Here is a 19,807-nt window from a genome sequence, read left to right on the forward strand (position 1 = left end):
GTGGCGGGTATTGAGGACGGTCAGGGGCGACGGACGGCGCTTAGAACTTGTAAAGCAGGCCCACTGTCAGGCCAGACATCTTGGGCTTGCCGGTAGTGAGATTGGCTTTTTCACTGGAGAAATTGACCATTTCATACTCGGTGCGAAGCTCTACCTTGGGGCTAAGCGCAAAGGCAACGCCCAGGCCGATGCCAGTGCCGCTGTGTGTGTTGGTTCCGCCTGCCGCCGCCGTGTCGGTGTAGTCAGCCTTGACTTGGTGAAACGCCAGCTTGCCGTAGACCAATGCATTGGGGCCTACGCGATAGCCGGGCGCAAAAGAGATGGCCAAGTGGTCTTTGAAGGTGCCGGAGAAAGATTGCGCGGTTCCTACGGTGTAGTTCACTTTGCCAGCGTCCATTGATTTGACGCTGTAGGAAATCCCCACCGTTCCCACCCAATCAGGCGACATTGCAAAACCGTAGGACGCGATCAACGCGGCTTCTGTGTCGTTGGTTTGCGTGCTTTGACCGTTGATGGAGGTGACGGTGCTTTCAAAGTCCACTTTGTTTTGGATGGCGGAAACGGTCAAGCCGATGGCTGGACCTACGAAGTTTTGCTGAGCGCCCTGCGCAAAAGCAGTGCCAGCGCTGGCCAGCAATGTGGCTGCGGTCAAAGCGAGAGTGGTGGATTTCATATGGGTTCCTTTTAGAAGGTTGAGGTGAAACGGTTAAACGGTTTACGCGGCCAAAATGGGGCGCTCTGCCCACCACTGACGGGCGGCATCCTGCGTGACGCTTGCGCCAACGAATTGGCGAACTTGGACACCTCTTTCATTGCTGCGGTGGTACATGTAGCGTCCGCTGATGTTTGCAAGAAGAGGCGTCCAGCTGGCATGGACTTTGGTGACCTGACCGAATGGGACTACAAAATCGGTGAACCACATTCGGTCGCCACTGTTCCAGTCATCTCGGGTCAAACCCGTGATTGGGTTTTGTACATACCGCGCCTCAGCCTCGGCGCTCAAGTTGGCCCATCCCAAGTAGCCCACGGGGCGAGGAGCACCCTTCGATGCGCTTTTATCCAGCACCAGGATGTATTGCCCCAGATGAATCACGGGCAACAATGTGTGCTCCAGTGCAAACAACGGTTGGCTGTTGTGTCGCCCGCCATGCATAAAGAGCCACACAACAGAACCAAACGATTCCGCATCGCTTTGAGCGGGTAAGTTGAATGCGGGCGCGACGATATGAAAATCAGAGGTGGTCATGGTCAAAGCACTTGTCCTCAAAACGCCAAATTCAAACTAAAGCCCGCCGTGGTCTCCGCCGTTTTGAAGCCAGAGGGCTGGTACAGCGGCGCACCGACAAAAAGGTCGTACTGCAACTTGCGGTAGTTACCCCGCAGGCCGATAACCCCGCCACTCAGGGCTTTGCCTGCCAGGAACTCCGCGCTCTGGCCGCTCACGCCACCGGCATCAATGCCCAGGTACAGCTCTTGTCCGCTGTTGCCGAGTGCCCAGCCCAGTTCTTGACGCAGCAGCCAGCCGTTGTCGCCAGTGAGGCTGCTTTCGCCATCAAAGCCACGCACGCTGTAGCGACCGCCAATGCTGAAGCGGTCTTGGGGAGTCAGTGCGGTGTCATTCCCCTGCAGGCGCACATTGGCCTGGTAGCGCAGCGACTGGCCTAGCCACTTGAAAGGCTGGTTCAGCGTGACGTCTGCCACCCATAGGTTGAAGCGAGCGGTGCCTTGCCCAGTGGACTCCTCGGGGGCATCGATGGCCGCAAAGTCTCGGGTTCCACGCTTGTAGGCCAGGTTGGCGTCTAGCGTGGTGCTGCCCAGAAACTCTTTGTGGCCCACGCCCAGCTCCCAGCCTCCCACCACGCGGCGCTGGATTTGCACCTCGGTGTCGTCCACGTAGTTGTTGGAGTGCCGCTCAAACGCTTTAAGGTGCACCGTGCTTTTGCGGGTAGCGTCGCGGTAGAACAGGCGTGAGAGTTTGACTTCTGCATTGCCGCTGGTGCCGCTATAAACGTAGTTTTGGGTAGCGCCGATCACGGTCTGGTGGTAGCGGCTCTCGCTAAACGTGGCGCCCAGAGCCCAGTAGCCGTAGGGAATGGAGTAATGCACCGTGCTGCCCTGGGTGCCACGGGGGCCGGGATCGCCACCACCGGCATCGTGGTTTTGGGATACATAGAACAGGTCATTCAGACCCAGCGGGTTGTCCCAAGAAAATGTAGCGCTGGTTTGGTAACGACCGGTGCTCTTGCCACCGCTATCGTCCAGCGCCAATGACAGCCGTACAGGCGTAGTGCTTTGGTAGGCAATGACCAGATCGCTGTGGTCGGGCTGGTCTGCCGGGGTGATCTGGATATCTGCGTCTGCTGTGGGCACGCGCTTGAAGTTCTCCAGCGCTTGCTCGATGTCGCGCAGGTTCAGGATGTCGCCGGGGTAGGCCGGCACGGCAGTAGCCAGTGATGTGGGAGCTGCGATGGTCTTGCCATCTTTGTCCGCAAAGCGAACCGTACGAACACGACCAGGCACCACAGTGAGCACCAGACTCCCCGTGGATAGATCTTGTGGCTCTGTCAACACTCGGGTCGTGACAAAGCCCTTGGCCACCAACGCATTCTGTGCCCGCTCCAGCAAGATGCCGATGCCTTGGGTACCCAGACACTTGCGCAGAGGACTATCGGTTTTTTGTGGGCCGGACAAGCTGTCCAATACCTCGCTGAACTGAGCTGCAGCCTCGCCACGCAGTTCGAGCTGGCGAATGGGAAAGCAGGGAGACTCGGAAGCTGGAAGGATCGGTTCGTTCTGGGCGGCAGGTTTCAGACGAACGTCGCTAGATTTTTCTTGCTGTTCGCGCAGTTGGGCGTCGCGTTCCTGGATGCGACGCTGCTCCGCGGCATCGCGCTGGGCATTCGTGAGGGCTTGCGCTGCCGCGCTCATAACTACCGAAAATAGCAGGACTGCTGTAAGGGTAGATCGAAGCGGGTATGGGTAGCTGCGAGCGATTGAACGTTCCGTCATGGGTGGGAATTGTTGTAATGCACCCACCAACGAACGGAGGACTGCTTTGAATGCGCGCGACTGTACACAGCAATAGTCCGTTTGGGTATCACCCATTCGGGTGAATTTGCTAGTTTTATTGATTTTTCAGATGGATGCGGTGTCTTTGTAGGCCTTTTCCAACAGGATATGGGCCACTTGCATGCGCCTGATCAATCCTCCGAGAACGGACCTCGATGAGCTCACTGCCTGCGCCGCATCGACAATTCGCCAACCGTCAACCAACACCATCGAGGCGGCGGTCCGTACCGGCTCACCCGATCCAAGCAGGTTGGCGATGGCCTCAAACTGGCGAAGGGTCATAATGCCGCGGGCGCTGTTGCGCGCCACCGTCAGGGTACGGGTACGCTGGACACGCTTTTGCACTTTGTTCAGCGTCGTCAATTCGACACCTGCCACTGGACGGTCCAGGTGTCCGGGTTTCAGATTCAGGCAGGCCTCTATGTGACGGGCTTTTTTCTCGCCAAAAGGTTTATCTGCGCAGGACAGGACGTTTGCCCAGCTTTTAGACTGTCCTCCGCAGCTCTGGGCCAGTTGCTTCGGGCTCAAGCTAAGTGCTACGAGGTTGCGACGTCGGATGCTCGCAAGGTTTGTGAACATGATGGGATGTGGTGGCAGTGGGCGCTGTGGTCATCCAAGGTGCCGGGAAGTATAGGCGCTACCTCTGCACCGCATACGGCATACGGCGCAGGGCTCAGCCGGCGATATGTCTGCTCTGGCGCTTGTTTATCTGGACAGAGAAGGCCTTCTATAAAATCCATCTATTTGCCGAACTCTGCTACTGGGCGCCCCGTCAACGCGAATACGCACCTCAGACCAACCGATTCGGGTTCATGCAATTTAAGGGATCGGATAATGACAAGCAACCCCGAAACTACGGGCAAAAAGGCTGCGCAATCTTTGCAAGACAGCTTTTTTGAAAAATTGATCAACGACCGCGCGCCGCTGTCGTGTTTCTTGGTCAATGGAGTGCGGCTCTCCGGCACTTTGCAGGCGGTGGACCAGTACACGATCTTGATTACGAATCCGCGTGGAGGCAGCGCGCCGCAGTTGGTCAATAAATCCGCCATTTCGACCATCTGCCCAGGCGGTCGCAACTAACCCAACATCAGCCTCAAGCGGCTTGATGCGGTCGACTTGCACAGAACACAGTGGCAAAACCTATACCGCCTTCGGGCGTCCTGAGCCCTTGGTGGCCAAAGCCAGCCGCGCCACACTACGCGACGGTCATTTCGCATCCAAGCGGGACTGTTCACATGTGTGACTTTCCAATGGTGAGGTCTGGCGCCCATGTTTTCCAAGCTGCGCCGGTATTCCTCCTGTATGGAAAACACTGGGGTAAGCACAAGGGCTTTGGTGTCGTGCACATCCTGGCAGAGCACGCCAACGAAATTCCGCTAGTGAAGTCGATTGCTCGGGTGGTGCCTCGGTGCCCCAAGAGGCCTACGCCACAGGCGGTCCTCGCCGTCTCACGCTTTGTGGCTGCGATCTGCACAAGAAAAGCAGATATCGCTTGTGAGTTTGCTGGAATGATTGGCAACCACAGGCCAATCATCATCAAAACCTATGCAGGAACCGTCATCTTGGAATACCGTATCTGCACCGAAAGCAATAGTCCGTACTACTCGGTCGTGACGGCAATGTCGAGCACAAAAGCAAAGGGATCCGTGATTGGATCCCTTTAGAGTGCTGAATTCGACAGTCGGAACATCCCTTAGTTCGAAGAGTTCGGGAATAGGTCTTTCAACCACCACTGTCATGACGCCCCGGTCGGCGCCGTGCCAAACTGAGTGGGCCAATGATTCCGGTACAGCCCCTCAAATGTTCTTGCAAGAACCAGCGGTGTGAAGTATACCAAGTGGGCGAAAAAAGGGCAAATACCTCCATTCACGCCGACTTTGCTGAGCCAAACCCCACTTCCACAAACTCCCGCAATTGCCGCAAATCAGTTTTGGCATAGGAAGCCGTTGTCTGCACACTGGCATGACCCAGCAAAGCCTGCGCCGCCGGCAGTGGCACCCGTTTGTCGACCACCAATGTTCTGGCATAGGCGTGGCGCAGCCAATGGGGTGAAACCTCCCGCAACAGGGTAGCCCCGGCAGGGTCTGTGTCCTGTATCGCACGGGCTGCGGATTGCAGCACCATGCAGATTTCGTCATACAGCCCCCGGGCGCCCAGCGCCCCCCCCTTGTCGCCATGGATCAGTGGCAGCTGCTCCAAGTGAGCAGGTGATGCCGACAGGCCGCGTGCCTGTCGGTACCCCGCCAAGACGGCATTGCCCATGGCCGGCAAAGGGATGCAACGCTCCTTGCTGCCTTTACCCATCACCGTCAGGACGGCATCCCCATGGCTATCCATGTCCAGGCGTGGCAGCTTCGCCTCGGCATTCCAGGCCAACTCGGCCAAACGCGCTCCGCTATAGCGGAACAAGGTCCAGATCGCCGCCCGCCGCCAGCGTGTCAAGTCCGGACTGCCCGCCACACTTTGCGCCACCCTGGCATCGCAGTGCTGCAAAAGGTTTGTCGGTACAAACCGCTTGGGGGTAAAGCCCGCCTGGGCACGCGTACCTGTCGTCAATCCAGCTGCCGGGTTACACAACAAATACCCCGTGCTGTGCCAGTAGCGAAACAGACTGGCCACCACGGCCAATGCACGCGCTTGCGACGTGTCCCCCTTGGCAATCCCCCCGTCTTGGGGGCCACGCAAATGGGCCTGATAGCGCAGCAAGTTTGCGCGTGTCAAATCGGACAGGGGGCCCAGACCGTGCGCGGTACACCAGCGCACCAACCCTTCCAGTTCCGTCAAATACGCACGCCAGGTGTGTTTGGAGCGTGCCGCGCGCTCGCGCAGAAACATGGAAAGTGCTGCGTAATCGTCGCCCACGCCCAGCGTGTTGGTCTGGGGATGGGGGTTGTACAGGCGCCCGGTGCGCTGCAGCCAAGGGATCAAGCCGGGTGCCACGATAGGCTGGACAGGTGCTGGCGCTTCTGCATCCATCACCAAGTCCTGCCCGACCGGCACTTGCCGGAACCGCTTCTTATGGCTTTTGAGCAGCGAGAGAACAACCCGCGCTACATCCGGAGCCTGCTCGGACGCCAGCGTCTGCAATTTGCCCTGATGCCAGACCTCGGTGACCTGCGCCACCTCAATCAGCAGGCTGCACACCTTGGGCTTGCTGCGTTTGGCGTCAGGCAAAGCGCCATAGACCTGCACCAGGCGCTGCCAGGTCCAGGTTTCAAACACGGGGTGGCCCAAGGCTTCGGTCAGGTACACCGCAGCGGCGCAAGGATCTTGCGGCAGCCACTGGGGCGGCGATACGCCGTGATCGACCCAGCGGGCAACATCATGGGAGGTGGACATGGGCTGCGCCTGCTTCACGACAGGGACTCGGGCTTAGGCGGCTTGGTGGACGCAACCTTTGCGCCGGATTTGGCCGCACGCTTGCGACCTTTGGCCAGATTGGCGATTGGGGGTGCCCCCTTGGCTTGGGATTTGGGCAATGCGCTCAGAAAACCATCCACTTGGGTACGCAATGCGGTGTTGACGTACTTCAAAGCTGATATTTCGCCCATGGCTTGGTCTTTCTGGGCCCGCACCTCTTGCAGTTCGTTCTCCACATGGGCAATCCGGGCTAGCTGGGTGGCCTCCCGTTTTTCGGCAAACTTGAGCTGACCGGCCAAGCGGCTGTTCTCAATCTGGGCAGCCTGACGCTGCTGCTCCGTTTCCAGCATCAATTGCTTGGCCAAGCCATCGTAGCGGTCTCGGGCGGATGCAATAGCTGCGGAGGCCGATGCCTCCTTGGCCCCCAGCTCTGCCCCAAGGTGTTCCGCGCGTGCGCGGGATATCTCCAATTCAGCGGTGAGCGTAGCGATCTGGGTCTCCAGTGTTGTCTGCGCGGCCAGGGCTTGAGCGAGGCGTGTATCCCGCTCTGCAATCCCCGCACGCAACTCCATCAGTTCCTGCATCAGGACTTCGCCACGCAGCTGCGCTTCGGTGAGGGCGGTACGGGCTGCATCGGCCACCCCCTGGGCCTGGGATTTGAGCGCGAGCACTTCATCCAATTGGACACCAACGGCGGCTTGCCACAGTTGTGTCATCAGGGCCGCAATGTCGGCCGGAAGCTCTGCAAGGGCAGGCAATGGCGCGCCATCCCGCACCAGTTCGGCCTCCACCGCGTTGATCTCGCGCCCGATCGTGGAAGGATTGCCGCCACCCAGGTAGGCACGCACCTTGCGCACGGAAACCACGCGCCGAAAGGTTTGCCCGGAAGGGGATTCGCTTGCGCCTGCATCGCGCAGCAGAGCCAGGACGGCAGTGCGCACATCGGCGCTGGTGGCAATAGTGGGGCGGGCCAAGTGGACTCCAAGAGAAAACTAGTTTACTAACGATTATAAATAACGTTATGTAACTATATATAATTTCTTAAAAATAGCATGAAATCTGATAACTATTATTATCAGAGATTTAGAGGTGGTTTTCAAGGCTAGGCCGGTGTCGTCAGGCTGCTTTGAAAGGACAGTCGAAGTAAAAAGCGAAATTCAAGGGGGTCAGGGAATCCAGCATCCATGCGGGTTTCCGGGCATCATGCCCTTGGAGCCCGCATGGATACTAGGTTCTGAAACGTCCTAAAACGCACGGTGGTTGAAAGGACCCCAATTGAAGGCCTACTTCGTGTACCTCACCCAGCACGAGCAGTTCGCAGACATTCGGGATTGGTTCCCTTTGCCCGCGTGATCGATCAGCTCAGGTGTTTACCAGCAAGTCCTGTGAGTTCAAACATGGTGACTTCATCTTTGCCCATAACGGCTTTGAGCTTGGCGTCGCACAAGATATTGCGTTTGTTGGCTGGGTTCTGCAGCTTGTGGGCTTTGATGTAGTCCCAGAGCTTCTTTACCACCTCGGTACGTGGCAGCGCAGTGGTGCCGACAATGGCGGCCAGTTCAGCGCTGGGCTTCAAAGCCTTGGCAAATGCGGACTCTTTCTTGGGGGCGGTGGTCATTGGAATTGATCCTTCTGTGAAAAGGGGCGCAGTGTAGCAACTCTGGGGAGTAGGGCATCTCCGTCGCTCTTGGTCGTCATTCAAGGTTCCTATGGTGCGCAACACACTTGCTATTTCCAAGACTTTCACCCTCTAATGAGGTGCCATGGCGTGATCGTCAGGTGATTCTGGTGGCTCATGCATGGTGTACTAACCATAGAGAGGGAACAGATGAAAGCAAAAATCGTAGCTACGTTTGTTGTGTTTATTGCGTGTAGTGCAATTGCCGGTCCGGCACCCTGGTGGCTTTGGGAGAGCAAGCTCAACGGAAAGACTACTTGCGCGCAAACCTCGCCGGGTGATGGTTGGCGGAAATTAAGCGGTCCGTATAAATCAGACTGCAAAACCCCAGCTGATTGACCTACACAAATGTCCCTGACAGCGTGCCCCAGTCCGGGGCGTTTTTAAAATCCTCGGGCACAAGAGCGTGACAACCACCAAGCGGCTGGTTGAAGGCGATCCGGCTAGGCTGGCAGACATTGTGGCGGGGGCATTTTGAGGCATCAAAAAGCGAAAAGCCTCCACAAGGGAGGCTTTTACACTCTTTACGCAGGGGCGCCCTTTCGGGTAATGCCTTCCAGCGCTTCGGGATCGATTGTACAACAGGTTTATTGAAAGACAGAAATTGCTTCCCAATCCAATTGCCTTCGAAGAGTTGATCTCGAAACCACGTTTGGACAGCTACCGCGGTTACTTCCATGCCAGCCTGGATGAGGCGATCGGGCTCTACATGTGGAATGGAGCAGTCTCAGTTTGTCTAGGGACGATCATTGCTTACTACGAGATCGCCCTGCGCAACCGGCTACATCATGCCATGTCTACCTTTTACAGCAATGGTGCATCTACCAGTATCCACTGGTACGACCGAATCTGGGCGCAACTGAAATCAGAAACTCAGCGCAGCATTGACAAGATCAGAACTGAGCGCGGCCCTGGGGGAACGGTGGTGGTTCGAAATCCAGCACCAAGTCCTGATGAGGTTGTGTCCAGACTCACCTTCGGATTCTGGCCGGCGATTTTGGCCGTGATTGATCGAAGGTATGGCAGTCAGATTTTTCCAAACGTATTCCCTCACCATCCGTTGAACGCGACACCGGCAGCATGGAACAACAGAGTGAGCCGTAAACAGGCAACAGAGTACATCTACGAGGTGAACTACGTCCGCAACAGAATTGCGCACCACGAACCGTTATGGAAGTTTCCGGCAGTGATGGACACATCCCAATCTCCGCCCACAGTTGTTATTCCAGAGTCCCTAAGCAAGGGTGACTCCATTGCACGCTTTCGGAGTTTTATTGCCAATCTTGATGCTGGTATAGCAAGCCTAAGCGCTGACTTGGCAAATGACCTAAGCAATTCCAGTTGGAGAAATGAGCTGAATTTCCTACTCTCGGACAGGGGCGTAAGCCGGTACCGATCTCTGAGGCATATGCCAGCCAATGGCACCCTTTCTCCGGCTGATTTGCGCAAAAACTATTCGCTTGTTGGAAAGGCTAATCAACCAGTACGCATAGGCGGCCGTGCACAATTCGGTGGCATTTTCATCCCAGACTAAATCCTCCAATGACAACGCAACAAGAATTCTTGAGAAACGCAGCAGCTGAGCTGGACTTGACCCAGAAAGAACTGGCCGCACGCATGGCGGCACCATGGGAGACATTTCGCAAGTGGTTGATGCCGAATGACTCAAGCAGTTGCCGCGAAATGCCAGAGATTGCTTGGCAATTGGTACGCGAAATCCTTGATCATGAAAAGTTGAAGAAGAAAGTTAAATAGCACTTGCAAAGTGCCCAATGGGCACTATAATAAAACAATGATGACAAAGCCCAAAATTACGTTCGCGCTTGCCGGTGAGTTGGCTCACATTGGAGCACTAGAGCACATCTCGGAAACGCAAATCGAGCGCCAACTTGAGGACCGCAAGGCCCCAGTGGGTGGCGCATGCATGGGTTCTGAAACGAAAGTTCTGTCCTATGGCCGGGTGGCCTACTGCGCACAAGGCGTTTGGCACTAGCCAGATCAAGGACATATGTCTACCGCCAATGCAAGCGCTGTGCGAAACGCTCCTGCTTCTGCAAAGAGGTCATGGCCTTGGTGCCTTGGATCTGGCAATTCGATTGATGGGGGCGAGCCTGTATTTCGCCCAGTAACGCTGGGGAATGGACGCTACAAGTGTTGGGATTGCGAGCGCTCAGTAGCGGCAATCAGTAGAAGCTCTGGACGAGTTCTGGCGCGTCATAAAAAGTGAAGGAAAGCATGGTCAACAACAATCAAAGCGACTCGATCTTGTCGCGCTTAATCAAAGCTGACCGCCTCGACGCGGAGGTGTCCGGTGCTGGAAACATCAAGGGCAAGTCACTAATGGTCCAAAACGCCAAACTGCGTGTATCTGGCGCAGGAAATGTCGCCGTCAATGTGGCTCGGTCATTGAAGACACGCATTTCAGGAACTGGCAATGTCAACGTTTATGGGAACCCACCAGAGAAGGATCAAAGGGTGTCCGGGGTCGGTTCGATCAACTTTCACTAACCCAGGAAAAAGAGCGATGCATTACCAGTCCATCTCTTTAAAACTTTGGCCATTGGGCGAGCGTCTAATTTCACTACTGTTATCAACACTCATTTGCGTGTTCGCATGTGTTGCATTATTTTTTGAACCGGCAATTATTGGGCGACTGATATTTACAGTTATTGCGATGGCGTCAGCGTCGACCATTCGTGAAGACGCTGCCTATTCGTTGGATGCCATTAAACAGTGGGTGTTGCCAAAAGAAACGAATCACGTTAGCTGAAACATCAAGGAAAGCATATAAGGAATTGAAGATGGCATTTGCGGAGCAACCCACCAAGGAAGCTCACCGTTGGACGATAGAAATTGGGTTATTAGTCGCAATGCTTCTTGGAATCGTTGGTGTTGTCGTCTGGCTGATTGCTCGTGCAAATTTGCCAGTGTCAAACACTGATATCTCCGATGCTGGAAGAGAGTCCGTATGCGTCAAGCGAGGCCTTGAATATTGGATAGAAAGGGATGAACCGGTGACTAATCGGAGATTGATAGCCATCCGCAGCTATTGCAGCGAAGCTGAAAAACGCGAAATTGCCGAAAAGGATAAAGAGTTGGCAGTGAATAGGCAGCGATCGGCGCTGGCTTCTATTAAATGAATTCAACCTACCAACTAGCCTTACAACGACTTCATAACTAGCAAATCATGACAATTCAACGCCCAATACAACTTACTGTCGTCGCACTCTTGATACTGGCTGGCACGCTTACGGCCGGTGAGGCTATGTTGTGGAACAGCGCTCCAGATAAGTATCCTGCGTTCCTGTCGAGCTCTGCCCCTGTTGGGGTTAATGACTTGACTGCCATGCGCAGTGCTTGTGGTGAGCCACTGCAGGTAGCGCCGGCAAGCGCAGGTATGGCCTTCGCTCGTTGTGGATCGTTTTGGCCCACGCGTTCAGTATGGTTGGTTCCAGTAAGCCAAATTGCTCCTGCCCTCTCAACAGGGTTGAATCCCAATTATCACAAGATGATGACAGGCGATGGCGAAAGCGGGGCCCCCGGCGGTGTTGCGCCCGGGCCAGGCGATGTGCCTAAGTTTTCACAGCCAGGCAGCAAATAGGAATTCATGAACACGTCATTGACCTTCAATCCCTTTTCGGGGGCGTCCGCAGATAAAATTGAAGTTCTGTTACGCGGCCGGAAGATAGGAGATAGAGCATGGATCTCGTTTTGATCGGATATCAATGGCCAGTCCGTCCGAAGATTGTTATGGACTGCTCGTTCACCTCCAGGCAAGAGCTTTGGCGCGAGGGGTATTCTGTGGATGCCATTACAAGGGGAGAGGCACTTGAGATTGAGGCGCTGTTTGAAGCAACAGACGCCAAGTAAAGGAACCCAAATGTCTGAAGCCTTTGAGCTGGATTTGATCTTGGCCGCAGCTGTCAAGCGCTCCAAGTTTGTTTTGAACTGAAGCAAACCCATGCAGTCAGAACCCATCACGCTAAAAAACTACATACACCGCGCCATCGTCGCACGTCTGGACTGGCTGGGTCATGCGGACCCGACCTTCAACAAAGGTCAGGGTTTTACCTTGGGTTCGAGTCTTGGACAAACCTGGGGTCAGCACATTGCACTGTCTCCGGATTTGATTTGCATCGGTGGTCAGCAGCAAGACGACCAGAGCCCACGGAACAACTTTTACGCCCTACAGCTCAACGCCTGGAACGGCAGCGAGCACCGGCCATATGGTAACTCCGGCTTATGCGTACAGCCACTGCCAGACCCCAGCATGTCGGTTTACGACGTGGCGGCCCTGTGCTTACAAGTGGATGGTGCCGTTACCCTGGCCGGCAGTGTACGGCCGGCCGGTGGCGGCCCGCAGCCACCGGTCCTGATGCGGCTAGACGACAGGGGTGCGTTGGACCATCGCTTTGGCGACAACGGAGTGGTTTTGGGAGCGCAACATGCGCCGCGCCTGTATGGCCTTGCGCTGATACCCAATGGTGAAGCCATTGCCGGTGTGCCACTCCAAACCAATTCCAACAGTTTGCAACTGCTGCGCGCGGGAAAGCACCTGCAAATTGTGACCGTTCCCATGCCAACCAAAGCCCAGCTGGTGCCGAAAAAGTTGGTGACCTACGGTGGCAATCTATATATTGCTGGCCACAGCCTAGAGGACGGCTCGATTGGCTACTTTCTGGCAAAGCTGGATGCTACTGGCCAACTGGATAGCAGCTTTGGCCAGCAGGGCTTGGTACTGGATGAATTCAACGTGGCCGTGGCCATTTCGGCATTGCACGTGGGTCCAGAAGGCATTTACCTGGCCGGTAATGCTACGAAGATGCCCCAAACCGTGGCCTTAGCCCGCCACACCCTGCAGGGCGAGGCGGACACCGACTTTAGCGGCAACGGCAAGCGCACCCAGACCTATCAAAGCCTGCAAAGTGTGCATGTGGAAGCCGTTGCCGCCTATCCCGAGGGGATTGTCTATCTGGCTGGGCAGGCAAATGACAAAATGTTTCTGGCCGCCTTTGCTGCCAATGGCGACGTCCTTACACACTTTGGCGAACACACGTTGCCAAGTGAGCCTGGTACTTTGCTTTACGATGTGTTCGCACTTGCTGACGCGCAAACAAAGCCCACGCGCTATACAGCCAATGCGCTGGCCATCAGCGACAAAGGCCAGTTGGTGCTTTGCGGCTCATCATTGGAAGAAATTCCGTGATCAGTTCAATGGGCTTGTTTACGTGCCATGGTTCAAGGGTGCAGAAGATGTTGCTGACTTTTTGATTTTCGGTGGGCACGTGGCAGGCGAAGTCTTTCAACCAGTTGCTCAGTAGAGGTATTCAGATGAGTACACAGATGGCGGACCCACACGCTGGTATGGAGTCTTTCCAGCAGTGCCTGTTGGAAGGCATTCTCGATGTAGCATTGGTCAAACCACACAATGATCTCTATTCGCATTTTGATATTCCTGCGCCTGGCGTCGGCCGTCTGACATATGTGCGCCTCAGCAAAGACGGAAAGACCGTTACGGCGTTCCTTTCTTGCGTCATGAACGGGCAAATAGAAGGGTCGCCGTGCATCGCGTTCGGCTATGCAGTTCCAGAAGAAATGCGTAACCAAGGGCTAGCAAAACAGATCTTGCGTGACGTGATCCAAGACCAGGTGGATAAGGCGGGCAAAGCCGGCCACTCGGCCGTCTACATTGAAACTGTCGTTGACGTCACAAACACAGCGTCTCAACGTGTTTCCGAGTCAGTGCTGGCTGTGGGAAAAGAAGAAATTGTGGATGGCGTCTCTAAACGGCCTTCATATCGCTATACCAAGCGTTTTGACACCGAATAACACGACTGCATAAACCATAAACGAAGGAAGCCATCGTGTCGCAACTTGCGCAAGCACTTGGAATTTTGGGATACGCCAATGCAAAAGAGCTTCATCACCGAAGCAACTTTGTGCATGCAATTTTAATGTTCTCGACGCTCACTAAAAACACTGAATTAGAAGCCGAATGCGAGGCAGAGCTTGAGACCATTCGGGGCGAGATAGCTCAATCTCAAGCGCCCATCGCTGTGACGGTGAACTTCGGAGATGAACAGCGAAACTCAGGCCGCCTTCAACCAGGCCGTGTCCAAATCAATGTCGGACGCAACCAGCGCAATAGTGGTGGCGACTATATTGAAAACTGATCAAGGAAATCAACATGGCTGCAATTGTCAATGGTATGAAGGTTGTTTGGGATGAAGTTGGCCGCAGCTTCATATGTGCTGGGCACGGGTGCATCTTCACTACGTCGATAGCAGGAACACCGCCCTCAATTGAGGTTGAGGTCCGAAATAAGGACGGGCGCATTTTTGCTGTTTTGGATCACCCGACGCCTGGTTGGCCTGATGTGGTTCCGACTGAAGCCGAAATCGCAACATCATTTAGCGAGCAACTGATTGCAGCGATCAATCAGGATACGTTTGATGTTGAGTTTTATGACGTGCGGATTTATGCGACTGATGATGGCAGTCGCTTCGTGAAAACGGTTCACGAGAAAGGGCAGTCTAAACGGCGCTCGACTGTGCAAGAGGCAGACTCAACAGGAAACCTTTCATACCTTGACCTTGGCAGAGTAGCTGCAGGCGAACTGTGGCTTAGTAAGTACGGCGAGCCCATGCCATGGGCAGTCGATTTTAACTGGGCGGAAAACGTAATAGCTGGGGCATTCCCCTATGAGGGGCCGACGAAGCTCACAGATGAAGAATGGTCCTTGGTTTGCTCTCTGGGTGAATCGATCACTTTAGACATGTTGTGGTTCGTCGTCGAGGTGATGGGGTGGCGTCCTGGCAAACCAGTTCCTAAAGACTCCATTGGCTGGAATGAAGTTCGTGAGCGTGAAGGGGTCTATGGGGTTGGATACGAAGCAGCAATTGAAGACCTGTTGGGAATGCAGAGGAATTGAAGGAAAACAACGGAATGGAAGTCACTCAAGAAATGGTGCACGCTGCGATTGTTGACTGACAAATAAGTTGGACACAGTACAAAAAAGATTGACACAACCTAGTGCACACCTGTAACGTGCCGATATGGCATTAGCAGGGAAGCACATGAAATTCCAGCGGAAAGCCCTGCAACGGGTCAAAACGGTGCGCCCCGCACCCAATCACAGCACCGAGGCATAGCCACCTATGCGCGGTCGCCGCTTCAAAACCCAGGCTGACATCGAGCGTTACATCGCCCAAGGTTATGGGCAAGGCCAGGGTGCTGACTATCGGCCATGGCTGCGGGTGCAAGATGTCCCATCCCAAGGCCGCTCCCGGAAAGTCTCCGGCCTGAAGGTCAATCGGAACTACCACCTGCTGTCCGATCTGGAGTTTGCCTACTTCGTAGTGCTGGAATTCTCCGAGGACGTGGTGGACATCAGGGAGCAATACCCGCTGATGCCGACCAGCGATATGCAGCAGATCGCCCATGCCAGGTCTATCCGTTACCCCAAGTTTGCCGGGACCGATCTGCCCTATGTGCTGACCACGGACTTCCTGATTACCTACAAGGCCTCCAACGGCACCACCCAGCTCGCGGCCAGGACGGTGAAATACAGCGATGCGCTGCAGCCGTCCACCTCACTGGAGCGCACGCTGCAGAAGCTGGAGATCGAGCGCTGCTTCTGGCTGGAGCAGGGTGTGGATTGGGGCATCGTGACCGAACGGGCCATCCCTGCGGCCCTCTCAGAAAACCTCCAGTGGTTGCGCCAGTCGGCGGTGGTGGACAATGGCTTACTGCAACCAGGCATCCAGCAGCGTTTCATGGATGCCCTGGACCGCCTGAACCCTGCGGATCGCGTCTTGTCGGCCAACATTCGGATGGCAGGCCAGGCCGCCAGCTTGCACTACAAGGACGCCATTCAGCTATTCAAGCATCTGGTTTGGCACAAAAGCATCCTCCTCGATCTCAAGTCCGCGCCACTGCGCCTCACCGGGATGGTGCAGCAGTTCCAGTTCACAGGGTTGGATACCTCGTTTGAGCGAGCAGCGGCATGACAACCCTGTTGGCCATCAATGACCTGGTGGAGTCGCTGACAGACCCGCCAGACCTTGAAGGCCTGTGCCGAGTGCTTTGGGTGGACCGGGCCAATGACAGGGTGGTGCTCATGGTGATGGAGGCCGCACCGAAGCAGCCATTTCCAAAGCAACTGTCTGTTCTGGAAGGTTGGCTTCAAGCAGGAACAGCACGCAAGACCCAGCTCAAGCCGCCAGCCTACATGTTGCGCACCGAACTTCCTGACGCGGCCAAGGCCAGCCGGGATGCCAACTGGGAGCGGATTGCACCTCTGGTGGCCACGGGAGCCATCTTCGAGCCGGAAGCTATGGGTGGCATGGTGTCCAAGCGGGCTGTTGAGCTGGAGATTCCCCGCAAGTCGCTGTACCGCATCCTCTACCGCTTCTGGATGAACGGTCAGGTCCGCGATGCGCTTCTGCCCAACTATGAGCAAAGCGGGGCACCGGGAAAGGTGAAGCAATTTGCGGAAGGTAGGCGCAACGGACGGCGGTCCCCGCTGCTGGAGCACACGCCGGAAACGCCACCCCAGGCGCTGACCGAGGCCGACAAGTCCTGCATCAAGCTCGGATATGCCCTCTACAAGAAAAATGCGGTGGAATCCATAGCCGATGCCTACATCAAGACCTTGCGCCGGTTCTACGCCACGGAACGCAAGATAGCGGGCATCAGTGACGACGACATCGAGTTGCGCCCTCTGCATGAGCTGCCCACCCTACGTCAGTTCACCTACTGGGGCCAGAAAGCCTTCGACGAACTGGACGTGCTGCGTGGGCGCAAGGGCGAAACAAAGTGGAACAAGGACCATCGCGCCCTGGTAGGACGCGTTAGTGATGGCGTGCGGGGCCCATGTCATCGCTTCGAGATCGATGCCACAATTGCCGACATCTACTTGGTCAGTCGATACAACCGCAACTGGATCATAGGTCGCCCGGTGGTCTACGTCGTGGTGGACGTGTTTACGGCGCTCATTGTGGGGGTCTATGTAGGTTTGGATGGCCCGAGCTGGAGCGGTGCGCGGCAGGCCTTATTCAATGCCACGATGGACAAGGTGTCATTTTGCGCAGGCTATGGACTGAACATCAGCCCAGAGGACTGGCCCAGCCACTACTTGGCACAAGAAGTCATGTGTGACCGTGGCGAGATGATCGGCCAAGGTGCCGAAGATGCCATGGTTTCCGGCCTGGGCGTGACGCTGGCGATTGCCCCGCCATTTCGACCCGACTGGAAATCCATTGTGGAGAGCCGTTTTCGGGTGCTGAACCGGACTGCCCAGGTCCACTGGACACCTGGTGCTGTACGCCAGCGCAACAAAGAACGCGGAGAGCGGGACTACCGACTGGATGCCACGCTGGATCTGGCTGAGTTCACTCACATCATCCTGGCCAGCATCATCCACTACAACCATCACCACCGGCAGTCTGATCGCCTCAGTGCCGACATGATTGCGTCGGGCGTGGTGAACGCAACGCCGATTGAGCTGTGGAACTGGGGTTTTGCCACTGGCATTGCAGAGCCCAAGAATCCGCCAGTCGAAGCGGTGTACCGCCATCTGCTGACCACTGGGCAGGGGACGGTCCAGGCGGGCGGCATTTATTTCAAAGGCATGTTCTACGTCTGTGAGCGGGCCGAGGTCGAACGCTGGTTTGCCAGGGCCAGAAAGAACGGACGTTCTGACATTTCACTCTGGTATGACCCCAATACGACTGCTAATGTCTGGGTGCGCAGTGCGGATGGCTCCTTTGAGACCTGTCACCTGCGCAAGTCGGAATCGCGCTACGTGGGGCGGCGGTTTGAGGAGGTGGAGGACATGCTGGCCATCATCGATACGCCATCGCCCAAGATCCAACACGCGGATCTGACCAGCAAGGTGCGCCTGGATGCCACTATTGAGGCCAAGATCCAGACCGCGTCCGCTGAGAAGAAGGCGAATTTCGAGCCGGCAAGTAAGGTCCAGCGCATCGGCAACATCCGCGAAAACCGGGCCCGCGAGCGCGAAAGTACACCTGTGCGGCCAGTTTCGGCCACAGTAACTCCCATCGCAACGCCTGCCGCCTCTACCGCGCCCTCTCGATCTGCGGCTGAGTACGCTGGTGAACGCAGTGCAGAAGTCATTGATCTGCTGGGTCATCTTCGACCAGGAGCACGCAAATGAACCCCGGCACCATCGCCACGGCGGCCTACCAGGATTCTCCGGTCGAGGAATACCGTGGCAACCCCCTGATCGAGGCCTTGCCGCCCATATTGACAGAGCGATCAGCAGCCGAGGCCATTGCACGCTACCCGGAAGAACCCGTTGGCGCCCAGACCATGGACGGCTCAGTGCGCCTGCATTGCATTGACCGCATGCGCAGCGTAATCCAGCCGCTGCCCATCCACCTGGAGCTGGAAGCAGCCGTGTCCCTTGTCCTGCGCGGTGGGTATGTGGGCCGCAATCCCATGCAACCGGCGACCGTGCGGCACCTGCATGGGCTGTCCACGGGCGTGCAGAAGACCGAAGGGTTCACCTCTACCGCCACGACTTTCAGCCTGGTGGGCCTGAGTGGCATCGGAAAATCGACCGCGCTGGAAGCCATCCTGCGGCTGTATCCGCAAACCATCATCCACCGGAACTACCGGGGCAGGGAGTTTGTTCAGACGCAGATTGTCTGGTTGAAGCTGGAATGCCCGTTTGACGGTTCATTGAGCGGTCTCTGCCATGCGTTTTTCAGCGCGGTAGACCAGGCCATCGGCCAGCGCCGGTATGGTGATCGCGGGCCTTTGCGTGGCGGTGTGGCGGGACTCATCCACAGGATGGAGCAGTTGGCCAGCACCTACTATGTGGGTGCGCTCTTCATTGATGAATTGCAGCACCTGCGAGTCGCCAAGACGGGCGGCAAGGACAACATGCTGAATTTCTTCGTGAACCTGCTCAACAGCATCGGCGTGCCCGTGGTGTTCATCGGCACAAATTCCATGATCGATCTGTTTGCAGATGTACTGCGCAATGCGCGTCGGGCCTGTGGGGTTGGCCTGTACAACTTCCGCCAGCCTGCATCGACGGACGCGGCTTGGACGCTGCTGGTGGATGCCCTGTGGAGGTATCAGTGGGTAAGGAACGTCGATCCCCTGACCCAAGAGATGCGCGACCTCCTGTACGAGCTGACGCAAGGGGTGACGGACTTTCTGGCCAAGCTGCTTATCCTGGGACAGCGGTACGCCATCCAGTCTGGAACTGAGCGGCTGACAGAAACTGTCTTGCGCCATGTGGCCAACACCAAGATGCAGTTGCTGCAGCCCGCACTGGCGGCCTTGCGCAGTGGCGATCCCAAGGTTATGCGCAACTTTGATGACCTTCTCCCGTCCGAGGAACATCTGGGAGCCATGATGCGGATGTCTGGTGCCACGGCGGAGGTGTCATTCCTACGGGAACTGCGGGCCCCGGCGAATGCGCCTGTGGCGGCACCATCCGTAGCACGCATAGAACCTTTCGAGGCGACGGAGACTGAATTGCGGAGGGTTCCCACGGAGCAACGTCAGCAAGCAAAGGATCTGGCCAGCCAGGACAACCCTTTGCAGGCACTTGACCAGGCAGGGTGGCTGACAGTGGATGCATTGGAGTTTTCTCCGACATACCGTCTGCGAGGATAAATTGCAGGTGCGCATAATGTGCGCTGATGGTGCATAATTAGTGCA

Annotated in this window: 21 protein-coding genes; 14 read left to right on the forward strand and 7 right to left on the reverse strand. The window is 56.2% G+C overall.

From position 1 onward, the window contains the following. Positions 1 to 40: 40 nt before the first annotated feature. The 4 genes from ACOAP0_RS19280 to ACOAP0_RS19295 all read right to left on the reverse strand — a co-directional run bounded on the left by ACOAP0_RS19280 (position 41) and on the right by ACOAP0_RS19295 (position 3,648). Positions 41 to 673, reverse strand: coding sequence for an outer membrane protein (locus ACOAP0_RS19280; protein WP_498374695.1), 633 nt, complete (start codon positions 671 to 673; stop codon positions 41 to 43). A gap of 42 nt (positions 674 to 715) precedes the next feature. After that, positions 716 to 1,246 (reverse strand): toxin-activating lysine-acyltransferase, encoded by a 531-nt coding sequence (locus ACOAP0_RS19285; protein WP_498374694.1) that lies wholly within the window; start codon positions 1,244 to 1,246, stop codon positions 716 to 718. A 17-nt stretch (positions 1,247 to 1,263) separates the two neighbouring features. Next, positions 1,264 to 2,928, reverse strand: coding sequence for a ShlB/FhaC/HecB family hemolysin secretion/activation protein (locus tag ACOAP0_RS19290; RefSeq protein ID WP_498374693.1), 1,665 nt, complete (start codon positions 2,926 to 2,928; stop codon positions 1,264 to 1,266). A 207-nt stretch (positions 2,929 to 3,135) separates the two neighbouring features. Beyond that, complete coding sequence (locus ACOAP0_RS19295; RefSeq protein ID WP_498374692.1) at positions 3,136 to 3,648, reverse strand: hypothetical protein; 513 nt, start codon at positions 3,646 to 3,648, stop codon at positions 3,136 to 3,138. 255 nt (positions 3,649 to 3,903) lie between these two features. Here ACOAP0_RS19295 and ACOAP0_RS19300 point away from each other — a divergent pair, with 255 nt between their 5' ends. Beyond that, complete coding sequence (locus tag ACOAP0_RS19300) at positions 3,904 to 4,149, forward strand: RNA chaperone Hfq (RefSeq protein WP_498374691.1); 246 nt, start codon at positions 3,904 to 3,906, stop codon at positions 4,147 to 4,149. Positions 4,150 to 4,304: 155 nt separating this feature from the next. Next, complete coding sequence (locus tag ACOAP0_RS19305) at positions 4,305 to 4,733, forward strand: hypothetical protein (RefSeq protein ID WP_498391530.1); 429 nt, start codon at positions 4,305 to 4,307, stop codon at positions 4,731 to 4,733. Positions 4,734 to 4,935: 202 nt separating this feature from the next. On the opposite strand, the gene ACOAP0_RS19310 is transcribed toward ACOAP0_RS19305, so the two are convergent. From ACOAP0_RS19310 to ACOAP0_RS19320, 3 genes are all read right to left on the reverse strand, one after another. Beyond that, positions 4,936 to 6,408 carry a tyrosine-type recombinase/integrase gene (locus ACOAP0_RS19310; protein WP_498374690.1) on the reverse strand — a complete coding sequence of 491 codons (1,473 nt, stop codon included), beginning with the start codon at positions 6,406 to 6,408 and terminating at the stop codon, positions 4,936 to 4,938. Between the two features lie 14 nt (positions 6,409 to 6,422). Next, positions 6,423 to 7,403 carry a DNA-binding protein gene (locus ACOAP0_RS19315; RefSeq protein WP_498374689.1) on the reverse strand — a complete coding sequence of 327 codons (981 nt, stop codon included), beginning with the start codon at positions 7,401 to 7,403 and terminating at the stop codon, positions 6,423 to 6,425. A 383-nt stretch (positions 7,404 to 7,786) separates the two neighbouring features. After that, entirely contained in the window at positions 7,787 to 8,047 is a 261-nt protein-coding gene (locus ACOAP0_RS19320; protein ID WP_498374688.1) for an SWIB/MDM2 domain-containing protein, read from the reverse strand. Positions 8,048 to 8,711: 664 nt separating this feature from the next. Between ACOAP0_RS19320 and ACOAP0_RS19325 the strand changes: the two genes are divergently transcribed. The 12 genes from ACOAP0_RS19325 to ACOAP0_RS19380 all read left to right on the forward strand — a co-directional run bounded on the left by ACOAP0_RS19325 (position 8,712) and on the right by ACOAP0_RS19380 (position 19,762). Continuing rightward, complete coding sequence (locus ACOAP0_RS19325) at positions 8,712 to 9,641, forward strand: Abi family protein (protein ID WP_498374687.1); 930 nt, start codon at positions 8,712 to 8,714, stop codon at positions 9,639 to 9,641. 8 nt (positions 9,642 to 9,649) lie between these two features. Further along, positions 9,650 to 9,862, forward strand: a complete 213-nt coding sequence (locus ACOAP0_RS19330; RefSeq protein ID WP_498374686.1) for a transcriptional regulator — start codon at positions 9,650 to 9,652, stop codon at positions 9,860 to 9,862. 480 nt (positions 9,863 to 10,342) lie between these two features. Beyond that, a complete protein-coding gene (locus ACOAP0_RS19335) occupies positions 10,343 to 10,615 on the forward strand; it encodes a GIN domain-containing protein (RefSeq protein ID WP_498374685.1) in 273 nt (90 codons plus the stop codon). Positions 10,616 to 10,803: 188 nt separating this feature from the next. Then, complete coding sequence (locus ACOAP0_RS19340; RefSeq protein WP_498391531.1) at positions 10,804 to 11,247, forward strand: hypothetical protein; 444 nt, start codon at positions 10,804 to 10,806, stop codon at positions 11,245 to 11,247. 559 nt (positions 11,248 to 11,806) lie between these two features. Beyond that, positions 11,807 to 11,977 carry a hypothetical protein gene (locus ACOAP0_RS19345; protein ID WP_498374682.1) on the forward strand — a complete coding sequence of 57 codons (171 nt, stop codon included), beginning with the start codon at positions 11,807 to 11,809 and terminating at the stop codon, positions 11,975 to 11,977. 91 nt (positions 11,978 to 12,068) lie between these two features. After that, a complete protein-coding gene (locus ACOAP0_RS19350; RefSeq protein WP_498374681.1) occupies positions 12,069 to 13,313 on the forward strand; it encodes an NHL repeat-containing protein in 1,245 nt (414 codons plus the stop codon). Between the two features lie 125 nt (positions 13,314 to 13,438). Then, a complete protein-coding gene (locus ACOAP0_RS19355; protein WP_498374680.1) occupies positions 13,439 to 13,936 on the forward strand; it encodes a GNAT family N-acetyltransferase in 498 nt (165 codons plus the stop codon). A 35-nt stretch (positions 13,937 to 13,971) separates the two neighbouring features. Continuing rightward, positions 13,972 to 14,280, forward strand: a complete 309-nt coding sequence (locus tag ACOAP0_RS19360) for a hypothetical protein (protein WP_498374679.1) — start codon at positions 13,972 to 13,974, stop codon at positions 14,278 to 14,280. Between the two features lie 14 nt (positions 14,281 to 14,294). Further along, complete coding sequence (locus tag ACOAP0_RS19365) at positions 14,295 to 15,038, forward strand: hypothetical protein (protein ID WP_498374678.1); 744 nt, start codon at positions 14,295 to 14,297, stop codon at positions 15,036 to 15,038. A gap of 226 nt (positions 15,039 to 15,264) precedes the next feature. Continuing rightward, positions 15,265 to 16,116, forward strand: a complete 852-nt coding sequence (locus ACOAP0_RS19370) for a TnsA endonuclease N-terminal domain-containing protein (RefSeq protein WP_498374677.1) — start codon at positions 15,265 to 15,267, stop codon at positions 16,114 to 16,116. After that, positions 16,113 to 18,287 (forward strand): TnsB C-terminal domain-containing protein, encoded by a 2,175-nt coding sequence (locus ACOAP0_RS19375; RefSeq protein WP_498374676.1) that lies wholly within the window; start codon positions 16,113 to 16,115, stop codon positions 18,285 to 18,287. The genes ACOAP0_RS19370 and ACOAP0_RS19375 overlap by 4 nt, the downstream gene beginning before the upstream one ends. Continuing rightward, the gene (locus ACOAP0_RS19380; protein WP_498374675.1) at positions 18,284 to 19,762 is read left to right on the forward strand and encodes an ATP-binding protein; all 1,479 of its coding nucleotides are present in this window, start codon (positions 18,284 to 18,286) and stop codon (positions 19,760 to 19,762) included. The genes ACOAP0_RS19375 and ACOAP0_RS19380 overlap by 4 nt, the downstream gene beginning before the upstream one ends. Positions 19,763 to 19,807: the final 45 nt, after the last annotated feature.

This window comes from Curvibacter sp. Hmag1.1 (assembly GCF_059769165.1).

Bases quoted from the DNA above. Each gene is read 5' to 3' on its own strand.
- ACOAP0_RS19280 (WP_498374695.1), bottom strand. From the start codon at position 673: ATGAAATCCACCACTCTCGCTTTGACCGCAGCCACATTGCTGGCCAGC.
- ACOAP0_RS19285 (WP_498374694.1), bottom strand. From the start codon at position 1,246: ATGACCACCTCTGATTTTCATATCGTCGCGCCCGCATTCAACTTACCC.
- ACOAP0_RS19290 (WP_498374693.1), bottom strand. From the start codon at position 2,928: ATGAGCGCGGCAGCGCAAGCCCTCACGAATGCCCAGCGCGATGCCGCG.
- ACOAP0_RS19295 (WP_498374692.1), bottom strand. From the start codon at position 3,648: ATGTTCACAAACCTTGCGAGCATCCGACGTCGCAACCTCGTAGCACTT.
- ACOAP0_RS19300 (WP_498374691.1), top strand. From the start codon at position 3,904: ATGACAAGCAACCCCGAAACTACGGGCAAAAAGGCTGCGCAATCTTTG.
- ACOAP0_RS19305 (WP_498391530.1), top strand. From the start codon at position 4,305: ATGTGTGACTTTCCAATGGTGAGGTCTGGCGCCCATGTTTTCCAAGCT.
- ACOAP0_RS19310 (WP_498374690.1), bottom strand. From the start codon at position 6,408: ATGTCCACCTCCCATGATGTTGCCCGCTGGGTCGATCACGGCGTATCG.
- ACOAP0_RS19320 (WP_498374688.1), bottom strand. From the start codon at position 8,047: ATGACCACCGCCCCCAAGAAAGAGTCCGCATTTGCCAAGGCTTTGAAG.
- ACOAP0_RS19330 (WP_498374686.1), top strand. From the start codon at position 9,650: ATGACAACGCAACAAGAATTCTTGAGAAACGCAGCAGCTGAGCTGGAC.
- ACOAP0_RS19335 (WP_498374685.1), top strand. From the start codon at position 10,343: ATGGTCAACAACAATCAAAGCGACTCGATCTTGTCGCGCTTAATCAAA.
- ACOAP0_RS19345 (WP_498374682.1), top strand. From the start codon at position 11,807: ATGGATCTCGTTTTGATCGGATATCAATGGCCAGTCCGTCCGAAGATT.
- ACOAP0_RS19350 (WP_498374681.1), top strand. From the start codon at position 12,069: ATGCAGTCAGAACCCATCACGCTAAAAAACTACATACACCGCGCCATC.
- ACOAP0_RS19355 (WP_498374680.1), top strand. From the start codon at position 13,439: ATGAGTACACAGATGGCGGACCCACACGCTGGTATGGAGTCTTTCCAG.
- ACOAP0_RS19365 (WP_498374678.1), top strand. From the start codon at position 14,295: ATGGCTGCAATTGTCAATGGTATGAAGGTTGTTTGGGATGAAGTTGGC.
- ACOAP0_RS19370 (WP_498374677.1), top strand. From the start codon at position 15,265: ATGCGCGGTCGCCGCTTCAAAACCCAGGCTGACATCGAGCGTTACATC.
- ACOAP0_RS19375 (WP_498374676.1), top strand. From the start codon at position 16,113: ATGACAACCCTGTTGGCCATCAATGACCTGGTGGAGTCGCTGACAGAC.
- ACOAP0_RS19380 (WP_498374675.1), top strand. From the start codon at position 18,284: ATGAACCCCGGCACCATCGCCACGGCGGCCTACCAGGATTCTCCGGTC.